Annotated in this window: 12 protein-coding genes and 2 pseudogenes; 8 read left to right on the plus strand and 6 right to left on the minus strand. The window is 58.8% G+C overall.

Annotation, left to right across the window (positions count from 1 at the left end; all coding sequences use genetic code 11):
• Window positions 1-196 precede the first annotated feature (196 nt).
• The 8 genes and pseudogenes from ccoG (at window position 197) to ALTER154_RS11405 (ending at window position 10,566) form a co-directional block, all read left to right on the plus strand.
• Entirely contained in the window at window positions 197-1,612 is a 1,416-nt protein-coding gene (gene ccoG, locus ALTER154_RS11375) for a cytochrome c oxidase accessory protein CcoG (protein ID WP_160087114.1), read from the plus strand.
• A gap of 64 nt (window positions 1,613-1,676) precedes the next feature.
• The gene (mapR, locus tag ALTER154_RS11380) at window positions 1,677-3,086 is read left to right on the plus strand and encodes a GntR family transcriptional regulator MpaR (protein WP_160087116.1); all 1,410 of its coding nucleotides are present in this window, start codon (window positions 1,677-1,679) and stop codon (window positions 3,084-3,086) included.
• Between the two features lie 376 nt (window positions 3,087-3,462).
• Window positions 3,463-3,978, plus strand: a pseudogene (locus tag ALTER154_RS21270) (MCP four helix bundle domain-containing protein); the annotation flags it as partial.
• Between the two features lie 417 nt (window positions 3,979-4,395).
• Window positions 4,396-5,100 carry a methyl-accepting chemotaxis protein gene (locus tag ALTER154_RS21275; protein ID WP_372239949.1) on the plus strand — a complete coding sequence of 235 codons (705 nt, stop codon included), beginning with the start codon at window positions 4,396-4,398 and terminating at the stop codon, window positions 5,098-5,100.
• A gap of 167 nt (window positions 5,101-5,267) precedes the next feature.
• Window positions 5,268-5,783 carry a hypothetical protein gene (locus ALTER154_RS11390; protein WP_160087118.1) on the plus strand — a complete coding sequence of 172 codons (516 nt, stop codon included), beginning with the start codon at window positions 5,268-5,270 and terminating at the stop codon, window positions 5,781-5,783.
• A 5-nt stretch (window positions 5,784-5,788) separates the two neighbouring features.
• The gene (locus ALTER154_RS11395) at window positions 5,789-7,708 is read left to right on the plus strand and encodes a bifunctional diguanylate cyclase/phosphodiesterase (RefSeq protein ID WP_160087120.1); all 1,920 of its coding nucleotides are present in this window, start codon (window positions 5,789-5,791) and stop codon (window positions 7,706-7,708) included.
• A gap of 80 nt (window positions 7,709-7,788) precedes the next feature.
• Entirely contained in the window at window positions 7,789-8,868 is a 1,080-nt protein-coding gene (locus ALTER154_RS11400; RefSeq protein ID WP_160087122.1) for a metal-dependent hydrolase, read from the plus strand.
• 90 nt (window positions 8,869-8,958) lie between these two features.
• The gene (locus tag ALTER154_RS11405; RefSeq protein ID WP_090253491.1) at window positions 8,959-10,566 is read left to right on the plus strand and encodes a methyl-accepting chemotaxis protein; all 1,608 of its coding nucleotides are present in this window, start codon (window positions 8,959-8,961) and stop codon (window positions 10,564-10,566) included.
• Window positions 10,567-10,643: 77 nt separating this feature from the next.
• Here ALTER154_RS11405 and ALTER154_RS21280 read toward each other — a convergent pair whose 3' ends face one another.
• From ALTER154_RS21280 to ALTER154_RS11430, 6 genes and pseudogenes are all read right to left on the minus strand, one after another.
• Window positions 10,644-11,525, minus strand: coding sequence for a methyl-accepting chemotaxis protein (locus tag ALTER154_RS21280; protein WP_372239950.1), 882 nt, complete (start codon window positions 11,523-11,525; stop codon window positions 10,644-10,646).
• Window positions 11,502-12,665: pseudogene (locus tag ALTER154_RS21285) on the minus strand (HAMP domain-containing protein); the annotation flags it as partial. The pseudogene ALTER154_RS21285 and the gene ALTER154_RS21280, both read right to left, overlap by 24 nt.
• A gap of 307 nt (window positions 12,666-12,972) precedes the next feature.
• Window positions 12,973-14,433: a sodium-dependent transporter gene (locus tag ALTER154_RS11415; protein WP_160087126.1), complete on the minus strand. Its 1,461-nt coding sequence runs from the start codon at window positions 14,431-14,433 to the stop codon at window positions 12,973-12,975.
• A 123-nt stretch (window positions 14,434-14,556) separates the two neighbouring features.
• Window positions 14,557-15,216: a maleylacetoacetate isomerase gene (maiA, locus tag ALTER154_RS11420; RefSeq protein ID WP_160087128.1), complete on the minus strand. Its 660-nt coding sequence runs from the start codon at window positions 15,214-15,216 to the stop codon at window positions 14,557-14,559.
• On the minus strand, window positions 15,206-16,189 hold the full coding sequence (locus ALTER154_RS11425) for a fumarylacetoacetate hydrolase family protein (RefSeq protein ID WP_160087130.1): 984 nt from the start codon (window positions 16,187-16,189) through the stop codon (window positions 15,206-15,208). The genes maiA and ALTER154_RS11425 overlap by 11 nt, the downstream gene beginning before the upstream one ends.
• Window positions 16,189-17,328: a homogentisate 1,2-dioxygenase gene (locus ALTER154_RS11430; protein WP_160087132.1), complete on the minus strand. Its 1,140-nt coding sequence runs from the start codon at window positions 17,326-17,328 to the stop codon at window positions 16,189-16,191. The genes ALTER154_RS11425 and ALTER154_RS11430 overlap by 1 nt, the downstream gene beginning before the upstream one ends.
• Window positions 17,329-17,345 lie beyond the last annotated feature (17 nt).

The following is a 17,345-nucleotide window of genomic DNA, read 5'->3' on the forward strand; positions in this document are numbered from 1 at the left end:
CATGGTTGTGGCACTTGGTGCATCAGCCATTGCCCTGTGAATGTGCTGTGGTCATCACTCGCACCGCGCAGAACTGCCAGTACCGACGGTGCCACCGCGCATCTGATCCGCTTTTTATTTGAAAACCTGAGTCTGTTACTCAAACAGACGTGCTCGCATTATGCCCCTCGCCTGATAAAGCCCGACGAGGCCCGCAATGAGCGAACGCATACCTGCGCAGATCATCGAAACCATCGACCCGCGCCAACCTATCCGCCTGACGCCTTCACAAGCGGGTGGACCGATTCATACCCGCAGTTTCAGCGGCCGTTTTCGTAACCTGCGCCTGTACGGAGCAGGTTTGCTGTTTCTGATTTTCTTCGGCACCGCCTGGCTGGACTGGGGTGGCCGGCAGGCGGTGCTGTGGAACCTGGCCGAGCACCGCTACTACATTTTCGGCGCAACCTTCTGGCCGCAAGACTTCATATTGCTCTCGGCATTACTGATCATCGCCGCCTTCGGTTTGTTCGCCATCACGGTAGTGGCTGGGCGCGTATGGTGTGGCTACACCTGCCCGCAAAGTGTGTGGACCTGGGTGTTCATGTGGGCGGAGAAGATCACCGAGGGCGAACGCCACCAAAGGATCAAGCTGGATGCGGCCCCCTGGTCGCTGAACAAGTTGGCGCGGCGCAGTGCCAAGCACGCCATCTGGCTGGCGGTTAGCCTGCTCACGGCCCTGACCTTTATTGGCTACTTCACGCCAATCCGTGACCTCACCCGCGACCTGCTGAGTTTTCAACTAGAGAGCGGCACGCTGGTCTGGGTACTGTTTTTTATGACGGCCACATACCTGAACGCCGGTTGGCTGCGTGAGAAAGTCTGCGTGCACATGTGCCCCTACTCACGCTTTCAAAGTGCCATGTTTGACGACGACACCCTGCTGGTGGCCTACGATGCCACGCGTGGTGAAGGCCGTGGCCCACGTAAGAAGGAAAGCGATCACAAAGCTGAAGGACTGGGTGATTGCATAGACTGTTATATGTGCGTGCAAGTGTGCCCCACCGGTATCGACATCCGTGATGGCCTGCAGATCGACTGCATCAGCTGCGGAGCATGCATCGATGCCTGCGATTCCATCATGGACAAAATGGGCTATGCCCGTGGCCTGGTTGGCTACTACTCCGAACGCGAACTGCAGGGTGGCAAAACCCACTGGCTTCGGCCACGGCTGATTGGCTACGGCATCGCGTTGGTGTTGATGATCGGGGTCTTCATCTGGGCATTGCATGACCGCTCGATGCTGTCCATTGATGCAGCCAAAGACCGCAGCATGTTCCGTGAGAACCAATTGGGGCAGATCGAGAACACCTACCTGCTCAAGGTGATCAACAAGACCCAGCAACCACAGCGCTATGCGCTGACACTGGCCAACAGCCCTGATCTGCGCCTCCTGGCACCTGCGCAACTGCAGCTCAACCCTGGGGAAATCCTCGACGTGCCGGTGACCGTGATTCAGGAAAACCAGCAGGCCATATCCAGCACCCTACCCGTGCAGTTCGTGATCCAGAACCTTACCAATGCCCGTGAGCAGGCACAGACGCAGAGCATCTTTCTCTCACCCAGTGGGCGCTGACAGTCGCATGGTCAGGCAACTCCCCGTAGAGTGCGCGAATCTGCAACGCGCGCCTACGGACACGATGAAACGCTACGAGATATTTGCCGACCAGATTGCCGAACTGATCCGCAGCGGCATGCTCGCGCCTGGCGAAAAAGTGCCCTCGGTGCGCCACGCCAGCCGCACCTATGGGGTCAGCCCATCCACGGTGTTCCAGGCCTATTACCTGCTGGAAGACCGTGGCCTGATCCAGGCGCGCGCCCGCTCCGGTTATTTCGTCCGTGAGCTGGCACGGCATTCTCTGGCCGAGCCGGAAACCAGTCAGCAGCCGACCCAGACCACCGAGGTGGATGTCAGCGAGTTGGTGTTCTCAGTCCTTGCGTCGCTAAAAGACCCCGGCACTGTGCCATTCGGTTCGGCGTTCCCCAGCCCACAGCTATTTCCCCTGCCACGCCTGGCCCGTTCAATGGCCCAGAGCGTGCGCGACATGCAGCCACAAGCGGTGATTGCCGACATGACCGAGGGCAATCCCAGCCTGCGCCGGCAAATTGCCCTGCGCTACATGGTCAGCGGCGTGATGCTGCCATTGGAAGAACTGGTGATCACCAGTGGCGCCATGGAAGCACTCAATCTGTGCCTGCAAACCGTCACCCAACCCGGTGATTTGGTGGCCATCGAGGCGCCCGCCTTTTACGCCACGCTGCAGGTGCTGGAGCGTTTGAAGCTCAAGGCCGTGGAAATCCCGGTCAACCCACGTGAAGGCATCGACCTGGACGTGCTCAGCGAGCGCCTGGCCAGCCTGCCAATCAAAGCCTGCTGGTTTATGAGCAGCCTGCAGAACCCGCTGGGCGCGAGCATGAGCGATGTCAAAAAGCGCGCCCTTTATGAGGTGCTCCATCGCCATCAAGTACCGCTTATAGAAGATGACGTTTACGCAGAACTGTACTTCGGCAGCCAACCACCTAAACCCGTCAAGAGCTTCGACCGCGACGGCCTGGTGATGCACTGCGGCTCGTTCTCCAAATGCTTGGCCCCGGGTTATCGGGTTGGCTGGGTGGCCGGCGGGCGTTATGCCGAGCAGATCAGCCGGCTCAAGCTGATGACCACCATCTCCCCCTCCGTACCAGCCCAGGCCGCCCTGGCCGATTACCTGCAGCACGGCGGCTACGATCGCCACCTGCGCAAACTGCGCCATGCTCTGGAAGCGCAACAGGCGTCAATGCTCGCCTCTGCCGCACGCCATTTCCCCGCCACGACCAAAGTCTCTCGCCCCAGCGGGGGCTATTTCCTCTGGTTCGAGTTCCCTGAGCAGGTTGATGCACTGCGCCTGTTCCAACTGGCCCTGGCCCAGGGCATCAGCCTGGCGCCAGGGCCGATCTTCTCGGCCACCCGGCGCTTCGGCAACTGCGCTCGCCTGAACTATGGCCACCCCTGGGATGCCCAGAGCGAACAGGCGATGGCTGTGCTGGGGCGCATACTCGCCTCGTTCTGATCAAGGCTACCCAGGCCGTATACAGCGGTCTGCTCATGACCAATCGGCATAAGGCCATTACAGCCTAACGCTCAGCCTGTACAACTTTTGTATAACCCGACAGATGATCTGTCTGCTCAGCTTGGCAGATCAATTCGCCCTTCCTAAACCGCAATAAACCGCAATAAACCGCATATTTGCGGGTATTACGGCCATTTCAAGGACTCCGGTGCAGCGCCGTTACCGGCCATCGATCACTATGGCTAAAACCCAAAACAAAATTGTACAAAGCAATTAATCTGTATAGGATTTGCATAAGAGAGTACTCACCACCTGCTGAGCCTCCCCTTAACGCAGTAAGCAGTCGCCGCCCCGAGGGGCAAGAGGAGTCGATTTCATGCAATCACAATTGAGTATTGCGCAACGCCTGAGCCTTGGATTTGGCTTGATCCTGTCACTGATGATCCTAATTACCCTCATCGGTGTAATACGCGTTGGCTTTATCGACGAGACCCTGACCGCAGTCAGTGAAGGGGCCTCGCTCAAGCAGCGTTATGCCATCAACTTTCGTGGCAGCGTGCATGATCGCGCCATCGCCATCCGCGATGCCGTGTTGGTGGATAACGATGTGGCGCTGAACCGTCAACTGAGCGAAATTCAACGCCTTAAAGACTTTTATCAAGAGTCGGCCCGATCCATGGACAGCTTGCTGCGCGAACAAGCGCCAACAGCTACCGAACAGCGTCTTCTGAGCGATATTCAGACTATTGAGCGCAGCACCCTGGCCTTGACCGAGCAATTGGTCAGCCTGCGCAGTCAAGGCGATACGGACGCAGCTAGAACTCTGCTGATGGAGCAAGCCTCCCCGGCTTATCGCGAATGGCTCAAACGCATCAATGCTTATATCGACCATCAAGAACAAGAAATCGGCCAGGATATTGGTGCGGTGCGTGAGGCCGCCGGCGGCTTTCGCCTGCTGATACTGCTGGTTACTGCTGCGGCCGTGCTGCTGAGCATTGGCGTGTCACTGATCATCATCAACAAGTTGAAATCCACGCTGGGCGCCGAACCCTACAAAGTCGCCGAGATTATTCAGCGCCTGGCCAATGGCGAACTCAATCAACGCATCCAGACCCACTATCCGGACAGCGTTATGGGCGCTCTGCAGGACATGGTCAAACACCTGGCTGATACCATTACCCAGGTACGCGGAGCCGCCAGCGAACTGACTCTGGCCTCAGACCAACTGCTGACCACATCCGACAGCAACAATAAGCAGATCCGCCTGCAATCCAGCGAGGCTGAGCAGATGGCCACCGCCATCAACCAGATGGCCGCCACCGTCAATGAAGTGGCCAACTACGCTGCCAGTGCAGCCTCCGCCACCCGCAACGCAGACAGCGAAGTCGCAACCGGCAATCAAGTGGTCGGCGCTACCGCCAGCGCCATCCAGAACCTGGCGCGCACCCTGGAAAGCGCTGCCGAAAGCGTGCAGCAGGTGTCCACGGACAGCGAGAGCATCGAGAAAATCATCGAGGTGATTACCTCCATTGCCGAGCAAACCAACCTGCTCGCCCTTAACGCCGCCATTGAGGCCGCACGAGCGGGTGAGCATGGTCGAGGCTTTGCCGTGGTGGCCGACGAAGTACGCTCCCTCGCTACCCGTACCCAGGATTCCACCCGGGAAATTCGCGGCATGATCGGCAAGCTACAGGAAGGTGCTGGCAAAGCCGCCGAAGTGATGCGCAATAGCCGTCAACTGGCCCAACAGACCGTCGAACAGACTGGTCAGGCCGAGACTGCGCTGAACAAGATTCGCCGCGAAGTCACCGCCATCAACGAAATGAACGCGCAGATAGCCAGCGCCTCGGAAGAGCAAAGTGCGGTGGCTGAAGAGGTCAACCAGAACATCAACCGCATCCACAGCGCCACCCTGGAAACCTCCTCCGGCTCCGAACAAGTGGCAGCTTCCAGCCGTGAACTGGCCACCCTGGCCAATCGCCTAACGGACAAAGTCAGCTTCTTTAAGTTATGACTGTAGCCAAGGAGAGCTCTGGCGCAGAGGCCATAGATTCCAATGCGCGGGGCGATTTGCACTATTGATTTCGGCAGAGTAATGGCACAGTGATATCATTCGCTATGTTCTACAATCCAACAGCGCGACAGTATCAGTAGTGCCTGCCTCTTCTACGGAGTCACCTTATGACCTTCTCCGCTCGCCGCCTGTTTTCAACACTTGTTTTACTGACTATCAGTTCAGCGCCTTGGGCGGAGACTTCCTGGCAGGAGCAACCGTCAGGGCCGTTGATACTGACTATCAGCGGCGAACTGGACTGCTGCCCCAGTGGCACTGCCTATTTTGACCTGCAACGCCTGGATGCTCTGCCGCAGAGCGTTGTCAGCACCATGACCCCATGGACTGAAACCACCGACAGCTATTCAGGTGTCAGACTGAGTGAATTGCTCACAGCCCTGGGCGCCAAAGGCAACAAGATAAGTGCAACGGCACTGAATGATTACAGCACTGAGTTCAGCAGTGATGCCTCGCTAGAGTACCCGGTCATTTTGGCAACCCGCCGCAATCAGCAATTGATGCGTGTACGCGACAAAGGGCCCATATGGATCATGTACCCACTGAACGACTATCCGCAGTTACGCAAAGAAGAACACCACCACGCCATGGTCTGGCAGCTCAAATCCCTGCAGATCAGTGAGTAATTCAGATGCGGCGTCTGCGCTATGTCTTTTTGTTGTTGGTGACACTGGGCTTTGCCATTGGTATCGCGGCATCACTCATCAGCAGCCAGCGCAGTGCAGAATTGACCTCCAGCCGTATCCAGCTATCTGCGTGGTCGTTAGCCCAGCTTGAGCATGAATTTCTAAAGTTTCATGCCAGCCTGCGACTATTCCAGGCAGATAAGCTGCTGGCAGAACAGCTGCAGCTTGACTACGACTTGCTCTGGAACCGTTTGGAAGTTTTCCTCAATGGTGAAGAAAACCGTGCGATTCGCGAGCGCTTTGATGCCGCCGCGCTGGCAAGAAGCTTACTGAACCAGCTGAAACAGGATGAAGCTCTGCTGTTTGCGCCCCAACTGCAGCCTAGCGAGCAAATCGAGCAATTGATTACGGCTTATAGCCAGTATCAACAGCCCATTCGACGACTGATTGTGCGCAATTTCACGGGCCCAGAGGCGGCCAGTATCGTCGATGAAGCTCATGCCCAGCGCTTTCTGACTCAAGGCCTTCTGCTCGGTTTACTGTTTTGCGGCGGAGCCCTGCTGTCGCTGCTGTTCTTTGAAAGCCGCCGCAACAACTTTCTTGCGCGCAACGACGCCCTGACTCAGCTACCCAACCGCCAAAGCCTATTGGCACTGCAAACCGGCAGTGTCAGCCCCACTGCATACAGCGCAGTTGCCGTAATCGAGATGAACAACTTTCGTACGGTCAACGAAACCATCAGCCATGAGGCAGGCGATCGTCTACTGGAAAGAATTGGCCAGACCTTGAACCAGTTAAAACCCGAAGGCAGCTTTATTGCGCGCGTTGGCGGTGATGAGTTCCTTATGACATTCAGTGAACGCTTCCCTGCTGACTTGGTCATTGAAACCCTTAAAGCGCTGACAAAAGCCCTGAGCTTTGATTTCCAGAGTGATAAGCAGCTTTTTCAGGTCAACGCTCGCATTGGCGTCGTATTCAACAGCGACAATACCCACAGCATCGAAAAGCTCTACTACTGCGCAACGCTTGCTACACGCGAAATGCGCCTGAGCCACACCCGTGGGCTCAAGGTATTCGATGAAGAAATTAACAACCGTTATCTGCGCAGCCAGCAGCTGCTGAGCGATCTACGCCGCGCCATAAATGGCACGTTCCCCGGCCTGGCGCTGCATTACCAGCCGATTCTCGGGCTCAAGCAAGATGTCATGGGCGTTGAGGTGTTACTGCGCTGGAACCATCCAAGCATGGGTTACATCTCGCCGCTGGAAGTCGTGGAACTGGCCGAGAATAATCAGCTTGGCTTACCGTTTGGCCGCTGGTTGCTGCAACGACTGAAGCAGGATCTTTATAAGCTGCCGGACGAGATGCGCGAGCATCTGTACTTTTCTATCAACGTATCGCCTTCCCAGTTCACCCCACGCTTACCTAACAGCCTGGCCAAATGGCTAGCAGATGCGCCTATAAGCGCAGACCAGTTGCTGCTGGAAATGACCGAGTCGATTTCTGTGGCCAATTTCAATGAGTGCCAAGGCATTCTGCAGCAGATAAATGCACTAGGCGTTGATATTGCACTGGATGATTTCGGCACCGGTTACTCTTCGCTCTCCTACCTCAGCAGCTTAAAAGTGCAGCGCATAAAAATTGATAAATCCTTTATCCAGGGCATCAGCCAGGATCTGCAAATGCAGAGGGTTGTGCGCAGCATTATCGAGCTGTGTCACGGTTTCAATTTCAGCGTCATCTGCGAGGGCATTGAAGACCGTGCTGATGACCAGCAGATTCGCTCGCTTGGCAGCGACTATGCCCAAGGCTACTTCTACGGCAGGCCGATGGCTTTGCCTGGCTTGATCGCCTGGTATAGCGAAAACCGCCCGCAGCTACTCTTCAGCGCCCAAGAAGTGCATGACCATCACGTGCGCCACTGAAACCTTTGCTTGAAAATTAGCCGCTGCCAAAACTTGGACGTTCGGCTAATTTAGCCGCCTGTTTAATTCAGAGATCAGTCATGGACTCGATAACCCAGGCGGTACTGGGCGCCACTATTCAGGGCGCACTGCTCGGTCGTTGGCAGGGGCGCAAGGCGCTGCTTTATGGCGCCATGCTCGGCACATTGCCAGATCTGGATGTGGTCATCGATTATGGCGACGCCGTGGCTGACATGACCTATCACCGGGGATTCAGCCATTCGCTGTTTGTCCTCACCGGTCTCGCGCTGTTCCTGACGTGGATCACACGACGCTTTCGCAACCACCCTGGTTATTCCGCCCAACGTCTGTTCGTGACGGTATGGCTGGTGCTGATTACCCACCCATTGCTCGACAGCTTTACCAGTTACGGCACCCAGTTGCTCTGGCCGCTAACCCCTGTGCCAACTGCATGGTCGAGCATCTTTATTATCGACCCGCTCTACACCGTGCCACTGTGCATCGCCGTGGCGCTCGGGCTGCTTTATGGCTTACGCGACACCACTGGGCAGAAGACGGCCACCAAGGCGCCCGCACTGGCCTTGCTGGTTTCTTCGCTGTACCTAGGTTTTACCGTCGCGGGTAAGTACATGGCCGAGCAACGCGTGGAAGCCGAACTGGCGCGTCAGGGCATCGAAGCTCAGCAAATCTTCAGCACCACCACGCCGTTTAACAGCCTGCTGTGGCGGGTGATCGTTCTGGATGGCGACGATTACCACGAGGCGCTGGTCAGCTGGTTTGACGATACGCCACCGGTGCTCGAGCGCATCCCCCGGGGGAGGCACCTGGCAGCAGCGCTGGCAGATTCGCCGGCGCATGCCCGACTGGCCTGGTTTACCAATGGTGTGCTGCGCTATGACCAGCTCGGCAATCACTTGGTCGTGACCGATATCCGCCTGGGCATGACCGGTTTCCACCCCTTCCGCTTCGACTTCGCCACCCTGGAAAACGGCCAATGGCGCGTACATGACAACATCCAGCGCCTGCCGGTAGAACGCGGCGATGTATCACGCCTGCAGCTGCTCTGGGCGCGCATCTGGCAGCCTGAGGTGCAAGTACCGCTGCTGGTCTGGGCTGATGAGTTACGTAAAGTGCCACTGGCCAGCAGCGACTTGCCATAATCGCACCTGCCAGCCTGCATGGGCCGGCCCTACAGAGATGCTGCGCATGGTCTAGGCTGAACTCCAACCTCTATCCGTTGGAGTCTAGCCATGAATATCCGGCAGAAAATGATCGCCTGTGGTGCTATCAGCGTACTCGCAGCCACCCTGCTGGGTAGCATTGGTTTCTGGGGGCAAACCCGGCTGGCCAGTGCCCTCAACGAGAATCAGCTGAGCGTCAGCGCCCTGCGCAACCACCTGGAGGGCGACATGATGCATGACGCCCTGCGCGCCGATGTACTCGCCGCCTTCTATATCGACCCCGCTGACAGCGCGGCGGTCACCCAAGTACGCGATGACCTACGCGAGCACAGCGAATGGTTTACCCGTACCCTGAATGACAACGCCAAACTGCCGCTCAGTGCGGATATTCGCCAGGCCATCAGCCAATCGCAGCCGGCCCTGGCCAGCTACATTCAGCAGGCCGAGGGCATCGTCAATCTGGCTCTGACTGACCCACAGGCCGCACGGCAACAGATGGCGGCCTTCGATGCCAGCTTTGGCGACCTGGAAGAAAAGAACGAAGCCCTCAGCGGCCTGATCGAAACGCACTCGGCAAAAACCCGTAGCGACGGCGAGGCCGCCGTGCAACAGGCGGCCTGGTTGCTGATTGGCGGCATTCTGATGGTCTGCTGCCTGCTGTGCCTGCTCACCACCCAGTTAATGAAAGCCGTTTTGCGCCCACTGGAGAAAATCATCGGGGTGGCGCGCAATATTGCTCAAGGCAACCTGCGTAGCACCATCACCATCGACAGTAACGATGAAGCCGGGCAGCTGCAGCAAGCACTGGCGGATATGCAAACCAACCTTCGGCAAATGATTGATGACATTCGCCAGGAAGGTGAGCAGTTGCAGCAAACAGCGCGCAACCTCAACGGTGCCTCGCAGAGCATCGTGCACAGCACCACAGAAGAATCACAAAGCGCCAGCAGCATGGCTGGCGCGATGGAACAGATGATGCAAAACATCGAACAAATTGCCGGCCATGCTCGCAATGCTCAGGAAATTTCTTCGCACTCGGAACACCTGGCCAGTAACGGCGGCCAGGTCATCATGGGCGTGGTCGATGGCATGAGCCGGATCGCCGAAGCCGTCAATGAATCCAGCGCCACCATCACCGCGCTGGGCGAATCGTCCGAAGAAATTCACTCGATCATTCAGGTGATCAAAAGCATTGCCGAACAGACCAACCTGCTCGCACTTAACGCGGCCATTGAGGCTGCTCGCGCCGGTGAAGCAGGTCGTGGCTTTGCCGTGGTAGCCGATGAAGTACGTAACCTCGCCGCACGTACCGCGCAATCGACCCAAGAAATCACCGGGATGATCGAACGCATCCGTAGTAGCACCGAACAAGCAGTGAACAGCATGCAGACGGGGGTCACTCGGGTCAGTGATGGCGTGGCGCTGGCTCGTCAAGCCGGTGAGTCGATCAACGAAATCCGTGGCGGCGCGCACCGTGCAGCTGAAGTGGTGGAAGAAATATCGCAAACCATCAACGAGCAGAGCCGTGCCAGCAGTGAAGTGGCACAGCAAGTCGAACATATCGCGCAGATGTCGCAACAAAACAGCCGCACCGTCAATGAGTTGGCCAATGCGGCGCAAAGCCTCGACCGTGTTGCGCGCAGCATGCAGAACGCAGTGCTGCAATTTCAGACCTGAGCCACGCGCTGAGCCGGTTACTCAATGCCCTTGGTCAGCCCACCGAGCCCAACCGCTCGGTGAGTTTCGCACCTCAATCAGCTGCGGAACTGCGCCACAAGCCCCTGTAACTCAACGCCCAAGCGCGCCAGTTCGGCACTGGATGTTGCTGTTTGCTGACTGGCACTGGCGCTTTGTTCGCCGATATCGCGCACCCGCGTCACGCTTTCACTGATGGTTTCCGCCACCGCGCTCTGTTCTTCGGCGGCCGCAGCAATTTGCTGGTTCATCTGCTCAATGGTGCTCACCGCCTGAGTGATACGGCCCAGTGCAGCGCCAGCTTCGCCGGCCAGAGTGACAGTGCGCTGCGTCAGATTGCGGCTGCTGTCCATCTTGTCCACGGCGCCCTTGGCCAGGCGCTGCAAGCTGGCGATCAGACCTTCAATTTCTTCGGTAGAGTCCTGCGCGCGCTTCGCCAGGGCGCGTACTTCATCGGCCACCACCGCAAAACCACGCCCCTGCTCGCCGGCCCGCGCGGCTTCAATGGCGGCGTTCAGCGCGAGCAGATTGGTCTGTTCGGCGACATTGCGAATTACCTCCAGCACACCGCCAATTCGAGCGCTTTCCTGATTCAGCGCGGCAATCGCTTCGGCAGACTCTTCAACTTCGCTGGCCAAGCTGCTGATCTGGCTGACAGCTTGTTGCACCACCTGGTTGCCCTGTTGCGCTTCCTGATCGGCGGCGCGGGCGGCCAAAGAAGCCTGCTCGGCGTTCTGCGCCACTTCCTGCACGGTTGCAGCCATTTCATGCATAGCAGTGGCGGTCTGTTCGGTTTCCATCTTCTGGTTCTGCACACCAACGCTGGTCTGCGCGGTAATCGCCGACAGCTGCTCGGCGGCAGCAGCAATCTGGCTGACGCCACCGCCAATACGGCCGACCAGGGTGCGCAGGCTCACGCTCATCACTTGCATGGCCGCCATCAGTTGGCCAGGCTCGTCACGACGATCCTGTGGCAGGTCATGGGTCAGGTCGCCAGCGGCAATGCGCTGGGCAAACACCACGGTCTGCTGCAAGGGCGCAACAATCAAGCGGGAGATAGTCAGCGCCGCCAGCATGCCGATAATCACCGCCGCAATGCCCATCGCGCCGAGCAACAGCATGGCCTGGCGGCTATCAGCGGCCATGGCCTGCTCCTGCTGGACCTTGGCTTCATCCACCAGGGCCAACACCGCCTGGGCACGCTCAACCATCGCCACTTCGCTCTGCTGGCTCTGCCCGCGTACCTGTTGGTAATTAGTGAATGCCTGCTGATAGAGGGTCAACGCCTTCAAAGCCGTTTCGATGGCGCCTTTCTGATCGTCATCCAGCCAAACCATCAGGCTGCGTGCGACGGTTTGCAGGTCGTCGTTTATGTAGGTCCACTCTTCCAGGGCCTCGGCCGAGCCATCGATGATGTACTGGCTCTCATGGCCGCGCAGATCGAGCATGCGTTTGCTCAGGCCGGAGGCGGTTTCCGCAAGAGTCAGCGGGTCGCTGCCGCGCAGCTTGTCACCTTCCAGGCGCAGCTCACGCACGGCGTCATACATATCCAGCTCGATCACATCAAACTGGTCACGTGCCTCACCCGCCGCTTCACGCATCTGCGTGCGTGCCGCGCGGGCATTGTTCTGCTGCTCGACAAAGCTGTCGAACTGCCGGCGATAGTCATCGATGGCCTGCTGCATGCTTTGCAGACGCGCCTGATCGGCGCCGGAAGCGGCCGCCAGCTGCTGAGCGAGCGTGGCGCCGACCCGATCCAACTGCTCACGCACCTGCGCGGCGGCCTCGCTGTTCTGCCGCAGAGCAAAATCACGCTCGGCGCGGCGCGCCTGCAACACCTGCGCATCGATTGCCGACAAACCACTGGTACTGGCATGCCCATCCAACACGGCTTGCACTGCCAGAAAGCCACTGCCGGTAACGGCAACTGTGAGCAACAGCACCAGGCCGAAGCCACACATAAGCTTTTTTCCGACAGACAGATCGGCGAACAGACGCGCGGCAGAAGAGGACATAGCAACAACTCCGTTTTTATTATCGAGCGCAGCAAGGCGGCGTGATGGCGGCCTAGGCAAGCTCATAAACAACTGATGGCAGTTTAGCCCCGCTTTATTGCAACCCTTGCGCCAGAGGCCTGACCCGGGCTTAGGTATCAGCGCCAAGGCCCGAGCCAGAGCCGTTGACCGTTGTTCAGCGAGATAAAGCCAAAGGTCGAAAGCTGCGGATAACCCGGCTTATCGGCATGTTTCCGCTGATGCCTTACCGAGAGTGGCGATTTATCGCCAAAAAGCCCACGCCAAGGTTATGGCGGACCAATCTGTAAATAAGAAAAAAGGCGCACGGCTTTTGCCCGTGCGCCCTTCTCTATTGCGGCTCAGCTTGGCGTGATTAACGCCCGGCAAGCGCCGGTACGACTCGTGGTCGCAGCACTTCACCGAGCACCGCGAGCAAGCCAATGGCGCCAGCAATCCAGTACCACTGGGCAATCGGGTCAAACATCAACCAGCCCAGAGCGTGGAGGAACACCACCATGATCAGCACCGGGCTGACGTAGCGCACCATAAACAGCCAAAGTGCATAGCCCAGCGGCGGCAGGTTCAGCTCATCACGCATGATTTCATCGCGCAGGGCGTAACCGGCCAGCAGCACCATGAAGATCCCGCCCAGCGGCATCATCCAGCGCGAAGTCAGGTAATCCAGCCAGTCGAAGAAGTTCTTGCCCAGCGGCGTCCAACCGGCCAGCAGGTTGAACGAGAGCATCGCCAGCAGACTGATCACCAGCAGCACCGCACCGGACGCGGCAGCGGCCTTGACCCGGCTGACGCCGTATTTCTCGTTGAGATAGGCAACCAGTGCCTCGATCATCGAGATGGCCGAGGTCAGCGCCGCCACCGACACCATGGCGAAGAACAACACACCGAAGACAGTGCCAAACGGCATCTGCTGGAAGGCCAGCGGCAAGCTCATAAAGATCAGGCCAGGTCCCGCGCTCGGACTCATGCCGTTGGCGAATATGATCGGGAAGATCGCCAGCCCCGCCAGCAGCGCCACGCAGGTGTCGCAGACCACCACCATAAAGGTGGTACGGGTAATCGACTGGCCGTCGGGAATATAGGAGCCGTAGGTGAGAATCGCACCGGAGGCCAGGCTCAGGGTAAAGAAGGCATGGCCCAGAGCCGCCAGCAACGCTTCGCCTGTAATTTTCGAGGCATCGAAGGTAAACAGGAAATCAAAGCCGGCCTTGAAGCTGCCACTGGTGAAGGCATAGCCGACCAGTACGATCAGCATTACAGCCAGGCCCGGCATCATCCAGCGAAAGGCTTTTTCGACACCAGCCTGCACGCCCTTGCCGACAATCCACAGGGTCAGCAGCGCCACCAACACGCTCCAGCCACCGAGTTGCCATGGGTTGGCGTTATGCGCTTCGAATACCCCGCCCAACTGTTCGACACTGGTGGCCGCCAAGGAGCCGTCGAGCATCTTCCATGTATAGGCAAAGGCCCAACCGGCTACTACCACGTAGAAACACAGGATCATAAAGCCGGCCAGCATGGCCATGCCGCCGACCGCTTTCCACAGTGGGTTGCCGCCGTTTTCCTTGACCACCCGACCAATCGCATCGATGGGGCTGCCACGGCCGCGCCGGCCAATGGCGATCTCGGTCATCATCACCGGAATACCGATGGCCAGGATGCAGGCCAGGTACATCAGTACAAACGCACCACCGCCGTATTCGCCAGTGATGTAGGGGAATTTCCAGATATTGCCCAGGCCCACAGCGGAGCCGGTTGCAGCAAGAATAAAGCCCCAGCGCGAGAGCCAGAGGTTCTTCGGTTTTTCACGGGTCATGCGTCACCTGTTTGTTTTTATCTGTGACGAAATAGAACCCGCAGCGCTTGTGGCGCGGCGGAGTGGCAAGGCTTTTATGGAGCCGGATTCGCCTGACCCTAGCGGCGGCGAAGCCGGCTGGGATCACTGAGCGTCGGGTTGCACCTCCGGCGCCGCCTGTTTAAAGGCATCCAGAGACTCACAACGCGCCGCCATGGCGAGGATGCGCGGGTACGCATCAAGGTCACAGTTAAAACGGCGCGCATTATACAGCTGTGGAACCAGACAGGCTTCCAGATATCCGGGCCGTTCGCCGAGTGACAGGCGATCATTGAATACCGCCAGCCCAGCCTCGACCGCAGCCAGCCCCTTGTGCAGCCAATGGCGATACCAAACGTCCTTGGCCGGCTCGCCCACCCCAAGCTCTCCGGTCAGATACTGCAGCACCCGCAGGTTGTTCAGCGGATGCAGATCACAGGCGATATGCAGAGCCAGAGCGCGCACCTGAGCACGCTGCGCCGGATCGCTGGGCAGCAGCGCCGGCGTCGGAAACACCTCATCAAGGTATTCAAGAATCGCCAGCGACTGGGCGATGCGCACCCCGCCGTTGCCTTTGTCCACCAGCAAGGGCAGCAGCTCCTGCGGATTCAGCGCCTGATACTCGGCCGAATGCTGCTGACCGCCGTCCTTAACCAGATGTACCGGTACTTGCTGGTAGGCCAGACCCTTGAGATTAAGCGCGATACGCACCCGGTAGGCCGCGCTGGATCGCCAGTAGCCGTAGAGCGTCAACTCAGTGTTCATAACGCTCCACCGCCTGGTCGATGGCGCCGAACAGGCTATGGCCGGCGGCGTCGAACATTTCGATGCGCACCCGGTCACCGAACTTGAGGAACGGGGTTTTCGCCTCGCCGCTCTCGATGATTTCTAGCATGCGTTTCTCTGCCAGGCAGCTGGAACCCGCGCTGCGGTCGTAGTTCGACACGGTGCCGGAACCGATGATGGTGCCGCAGCACAACGGCCGGGTCTTGGCGGCGTGGGAGACCAGGGTCGGGAAGTTGAAGGTCATGTCCACGCCGGCATCCGGCTGGCCGAACAGCGCGCCGTTGATATGCGACACCAGCGGCCGATGCACCTTGCCATCACGCCAGGTGTCGCCCAACTCATCCGGGGTGATCGCCACAGGCGAGAAACTCGACGACGGCTTGCTCTGGTAGAAACCGAAGCCCTTGGCCAGTTCGCCGGGAATCAAATTACGCAGTGACACATCGTTGACCAGCATCAGCAGCTGGATATGCCCGGCGGCCTCGGCAGCGGTCGCGCCCATCGGCACGTCATCGGTGATCACCGCAATCTCGGCTTCCAGGTCGATGCCCCAGGCTTCGTCGGCCATCTGAATCGGGCTATGCGGCGGGATAAAGCAGTCGGCACCGCCTTGGTACATCAGCGGGTCATGCCAGAAGCTTTCCGGAATTTCGGCGCCACGCGCCTTGCGCACCAGCTCCACGTGATTGACGTAGGCGCTGCCGTCGGCCCAGTGATAGGCGCGCGGCAATGGGCTGTGGCAGGCCGCCTGATCGAAGGCAAACGCGCCCTCTTCCAGACCATCGTTCAAACGCTGATACACAGCCTCCAGCTTGGGCTTTGCCGCTGCCCAGTTATCCAGCGCGGCTTGTAGGGTAACGGCAATCGCCGGGACTACAGTGGCGCGACTTAGATCGCGGGACACCACGACGAGTACACCGTCGCGGCCTTGCTTCAGTGATGCGAGTTTCATCAGGATTCCTTGCCCGGCGCACGCCAGGAATTCACATATTCGGGAACATCCACCCCGGCGGCGGCTTCGCCGACTTCCAGGGCGCGGCGGGTATCGATCATCACCGCCACTTCATCGATAAAGGTGGCCGGATCGGTCTGCGCCTTTTTCAGCGCCTTGGGATGCGGGCCGTGGGGGAAGCCGCACGGATGCAGAGTGACCATGCCCTGCTCGATATTGTCGCGGCTGAAGAAGTTGCCACGGTGGTAGAACAGCACTTCGTCGTAGTCGTCGTTGTTATGATAGAACGGCACCTTCAGCGCGCCGGGGTCGCTTTCCACCGGGCGAGGGGTAAAGGTGCAGATCACAAAACCATTGGCCACGAAGGTGGTGTGCGCCGACGGCGGCAGATGATAACGGTGGCTCATCAGCGGGCGAATATCGCGCCAGTTGAGGCGCACCACGGTGTTATCGCCATGCCAGCCGACCACATCCAACGGGTTGTAGGGATAGGTCACGGTGCTGATCTGGCCGCGGCGCTTGATGCGAATCTGCCAGGTGTTCTCGTCCTGCTGGGCTTTGAAGGCGTCATCGATACGCGGATGATCGAGCACCGCCGGATCGAAGATCGCCTGCGGGCCGAGCAGGCCCTTGTCCGGTAGCTGATAGGCACCGTCGGTGCTTTCGATCAGCAGCATAAAGGTCGGCTCGCTGGCCTCGATGCGCCAGGCGGTGCCACGCGGAATCAGCAGGTAATCGCCATCGCGGTAGGTCAAATGACCAAAGTCGCAGTAGAAGTGCCCTGCCCCCTCATGGATAAACAGCAGGTCATCGCCATCGGCGTTGCGCACCAGATGACGCATGGCGCCGTGGGTTTTCCACACGCGCAGCTTCACATCGCTGTTATGCAGGGTCAGCGGCGCGGCAAGCGGGCAGTCGCGCTCGCTGGAAATATCATTGAAGTTGAACGCATGCGGGCGCAGCGGCCCCTGCCAATCGATCCAGCCAGTGGGTGGATGCTTGTGGTGCAAGTGCGCCGTAGGCCCGAAGAAACCCTCGCGGCCCATCTCGCGCTCGTAAGTGCCTTCGGGAAAGTCGCAGTGCGCCTGACGCGAACACTCGCCTTCACGCAGGGGAAAACTGATCCAGTTACGGCTCATAACAGAACTCCATCGTG

The organism is Pseudomonas sp. 9AZ (assembly GCF_902506525.1).
Taxonomy (GTDB): Bacteria; Pseudomonadota; Gammaproteobacteria; order Pseudomonadales; family Pseudomonadaceae; genus Aquipseudomonas; species Aquipseudomonas peli.

What these genes read in the sequence shown, in the direction of transcription:
- ccoG (WP_160087114.1), top strand. Translation starts at nt 197, where the DNA reads ATGAGCGAACGCATACCTGCGCAGATCATCGAAACCATCGACCCGCGC.
- mapR (WP_160087116.1), top strand. Translation starts at nt 1,677, where the DNA reads ATGAAACGCTACGAGATATTTGCCGACCAGATTGCCGAACTGATCCGC.
- ALTER154_RS21275 (WP_372239949.1), top strand. Translation starts at nt 4,396, where the DNA reads ATGGCCGCCACCGTCAATGAAGTGGCCAACTACGCTGCCAGTGCAGCC.
- ALTER154_RS11390 (WP_160087118.1), top strand. Translation starts at nt 5,268, where the DNA reads ATGACCTTCTCCGCTCGCCGCCTGTTTTCAACACTTGTTTTACTGACT.
- ALTER154_RS11395 (WP_160087120.1), top strand. Translation starts at nt 5,789, where the DNA reads ATGCGGCGTCTGCGCTATGTCTTTTTGTTGTTGGTGACACTGGGCTTT.
- ALTER154_RS11400 (WP_160087122.1), top strand. Translation starts at nt 7,789, where the DNA reads ATGGACTCGATAACCCAGGCGGTACTGGGCGCCACTATTCAGGGCGCA.
- ALTER154_RS11405 (WP_090253491.1), top strand. Translation starts at nt 8,959, where the DNA reads ATGAATATCCGGCAGAAAATGATCGCCTGTGGTGCTATCAGCGTACTC.
- ALTER154_RS21280 (WP_372239950.1), bottom strand. Translation starts at nt 11,525, where the DNA reads ATGGCGGCCATGCAAGTGATGAGCGTGAGCCTGCGCACCCTGGTCGGC.
- ALTER154_RS11415 (WP_160087126.1), bottom strand. Translation starts at nt 14,433, where the DNA reads ATGACCCGTGAAAAACCGAAGAACCTCTGGCTCTCGCGCTGGGGCTTT.
- maiA (WP_160087128.1), bottom strand. Translation starts at nt 15,216, where the DNA reads ATGAACACTGAGTTGACGCTCTACGGCTACTGGCGATCCAGCGCGGCC.
- ALTER154_RS11425 (WP_160087130.1), bottom strand. Translation starts at nt 16,189, where the DNA reads ATGAAACTCGCATCACTGAAGCAAGGCCGCGACGGTGTACTCGTCGTG.
- ALTER154_RS11430 (WP_160087132.1), bottom strand. Translation starts at nt 17,328, where the DNA reads ATGAGCCGTAACTGGATCAGTTTTCCCCTGCGTGAAGGCGAGTGTTCG.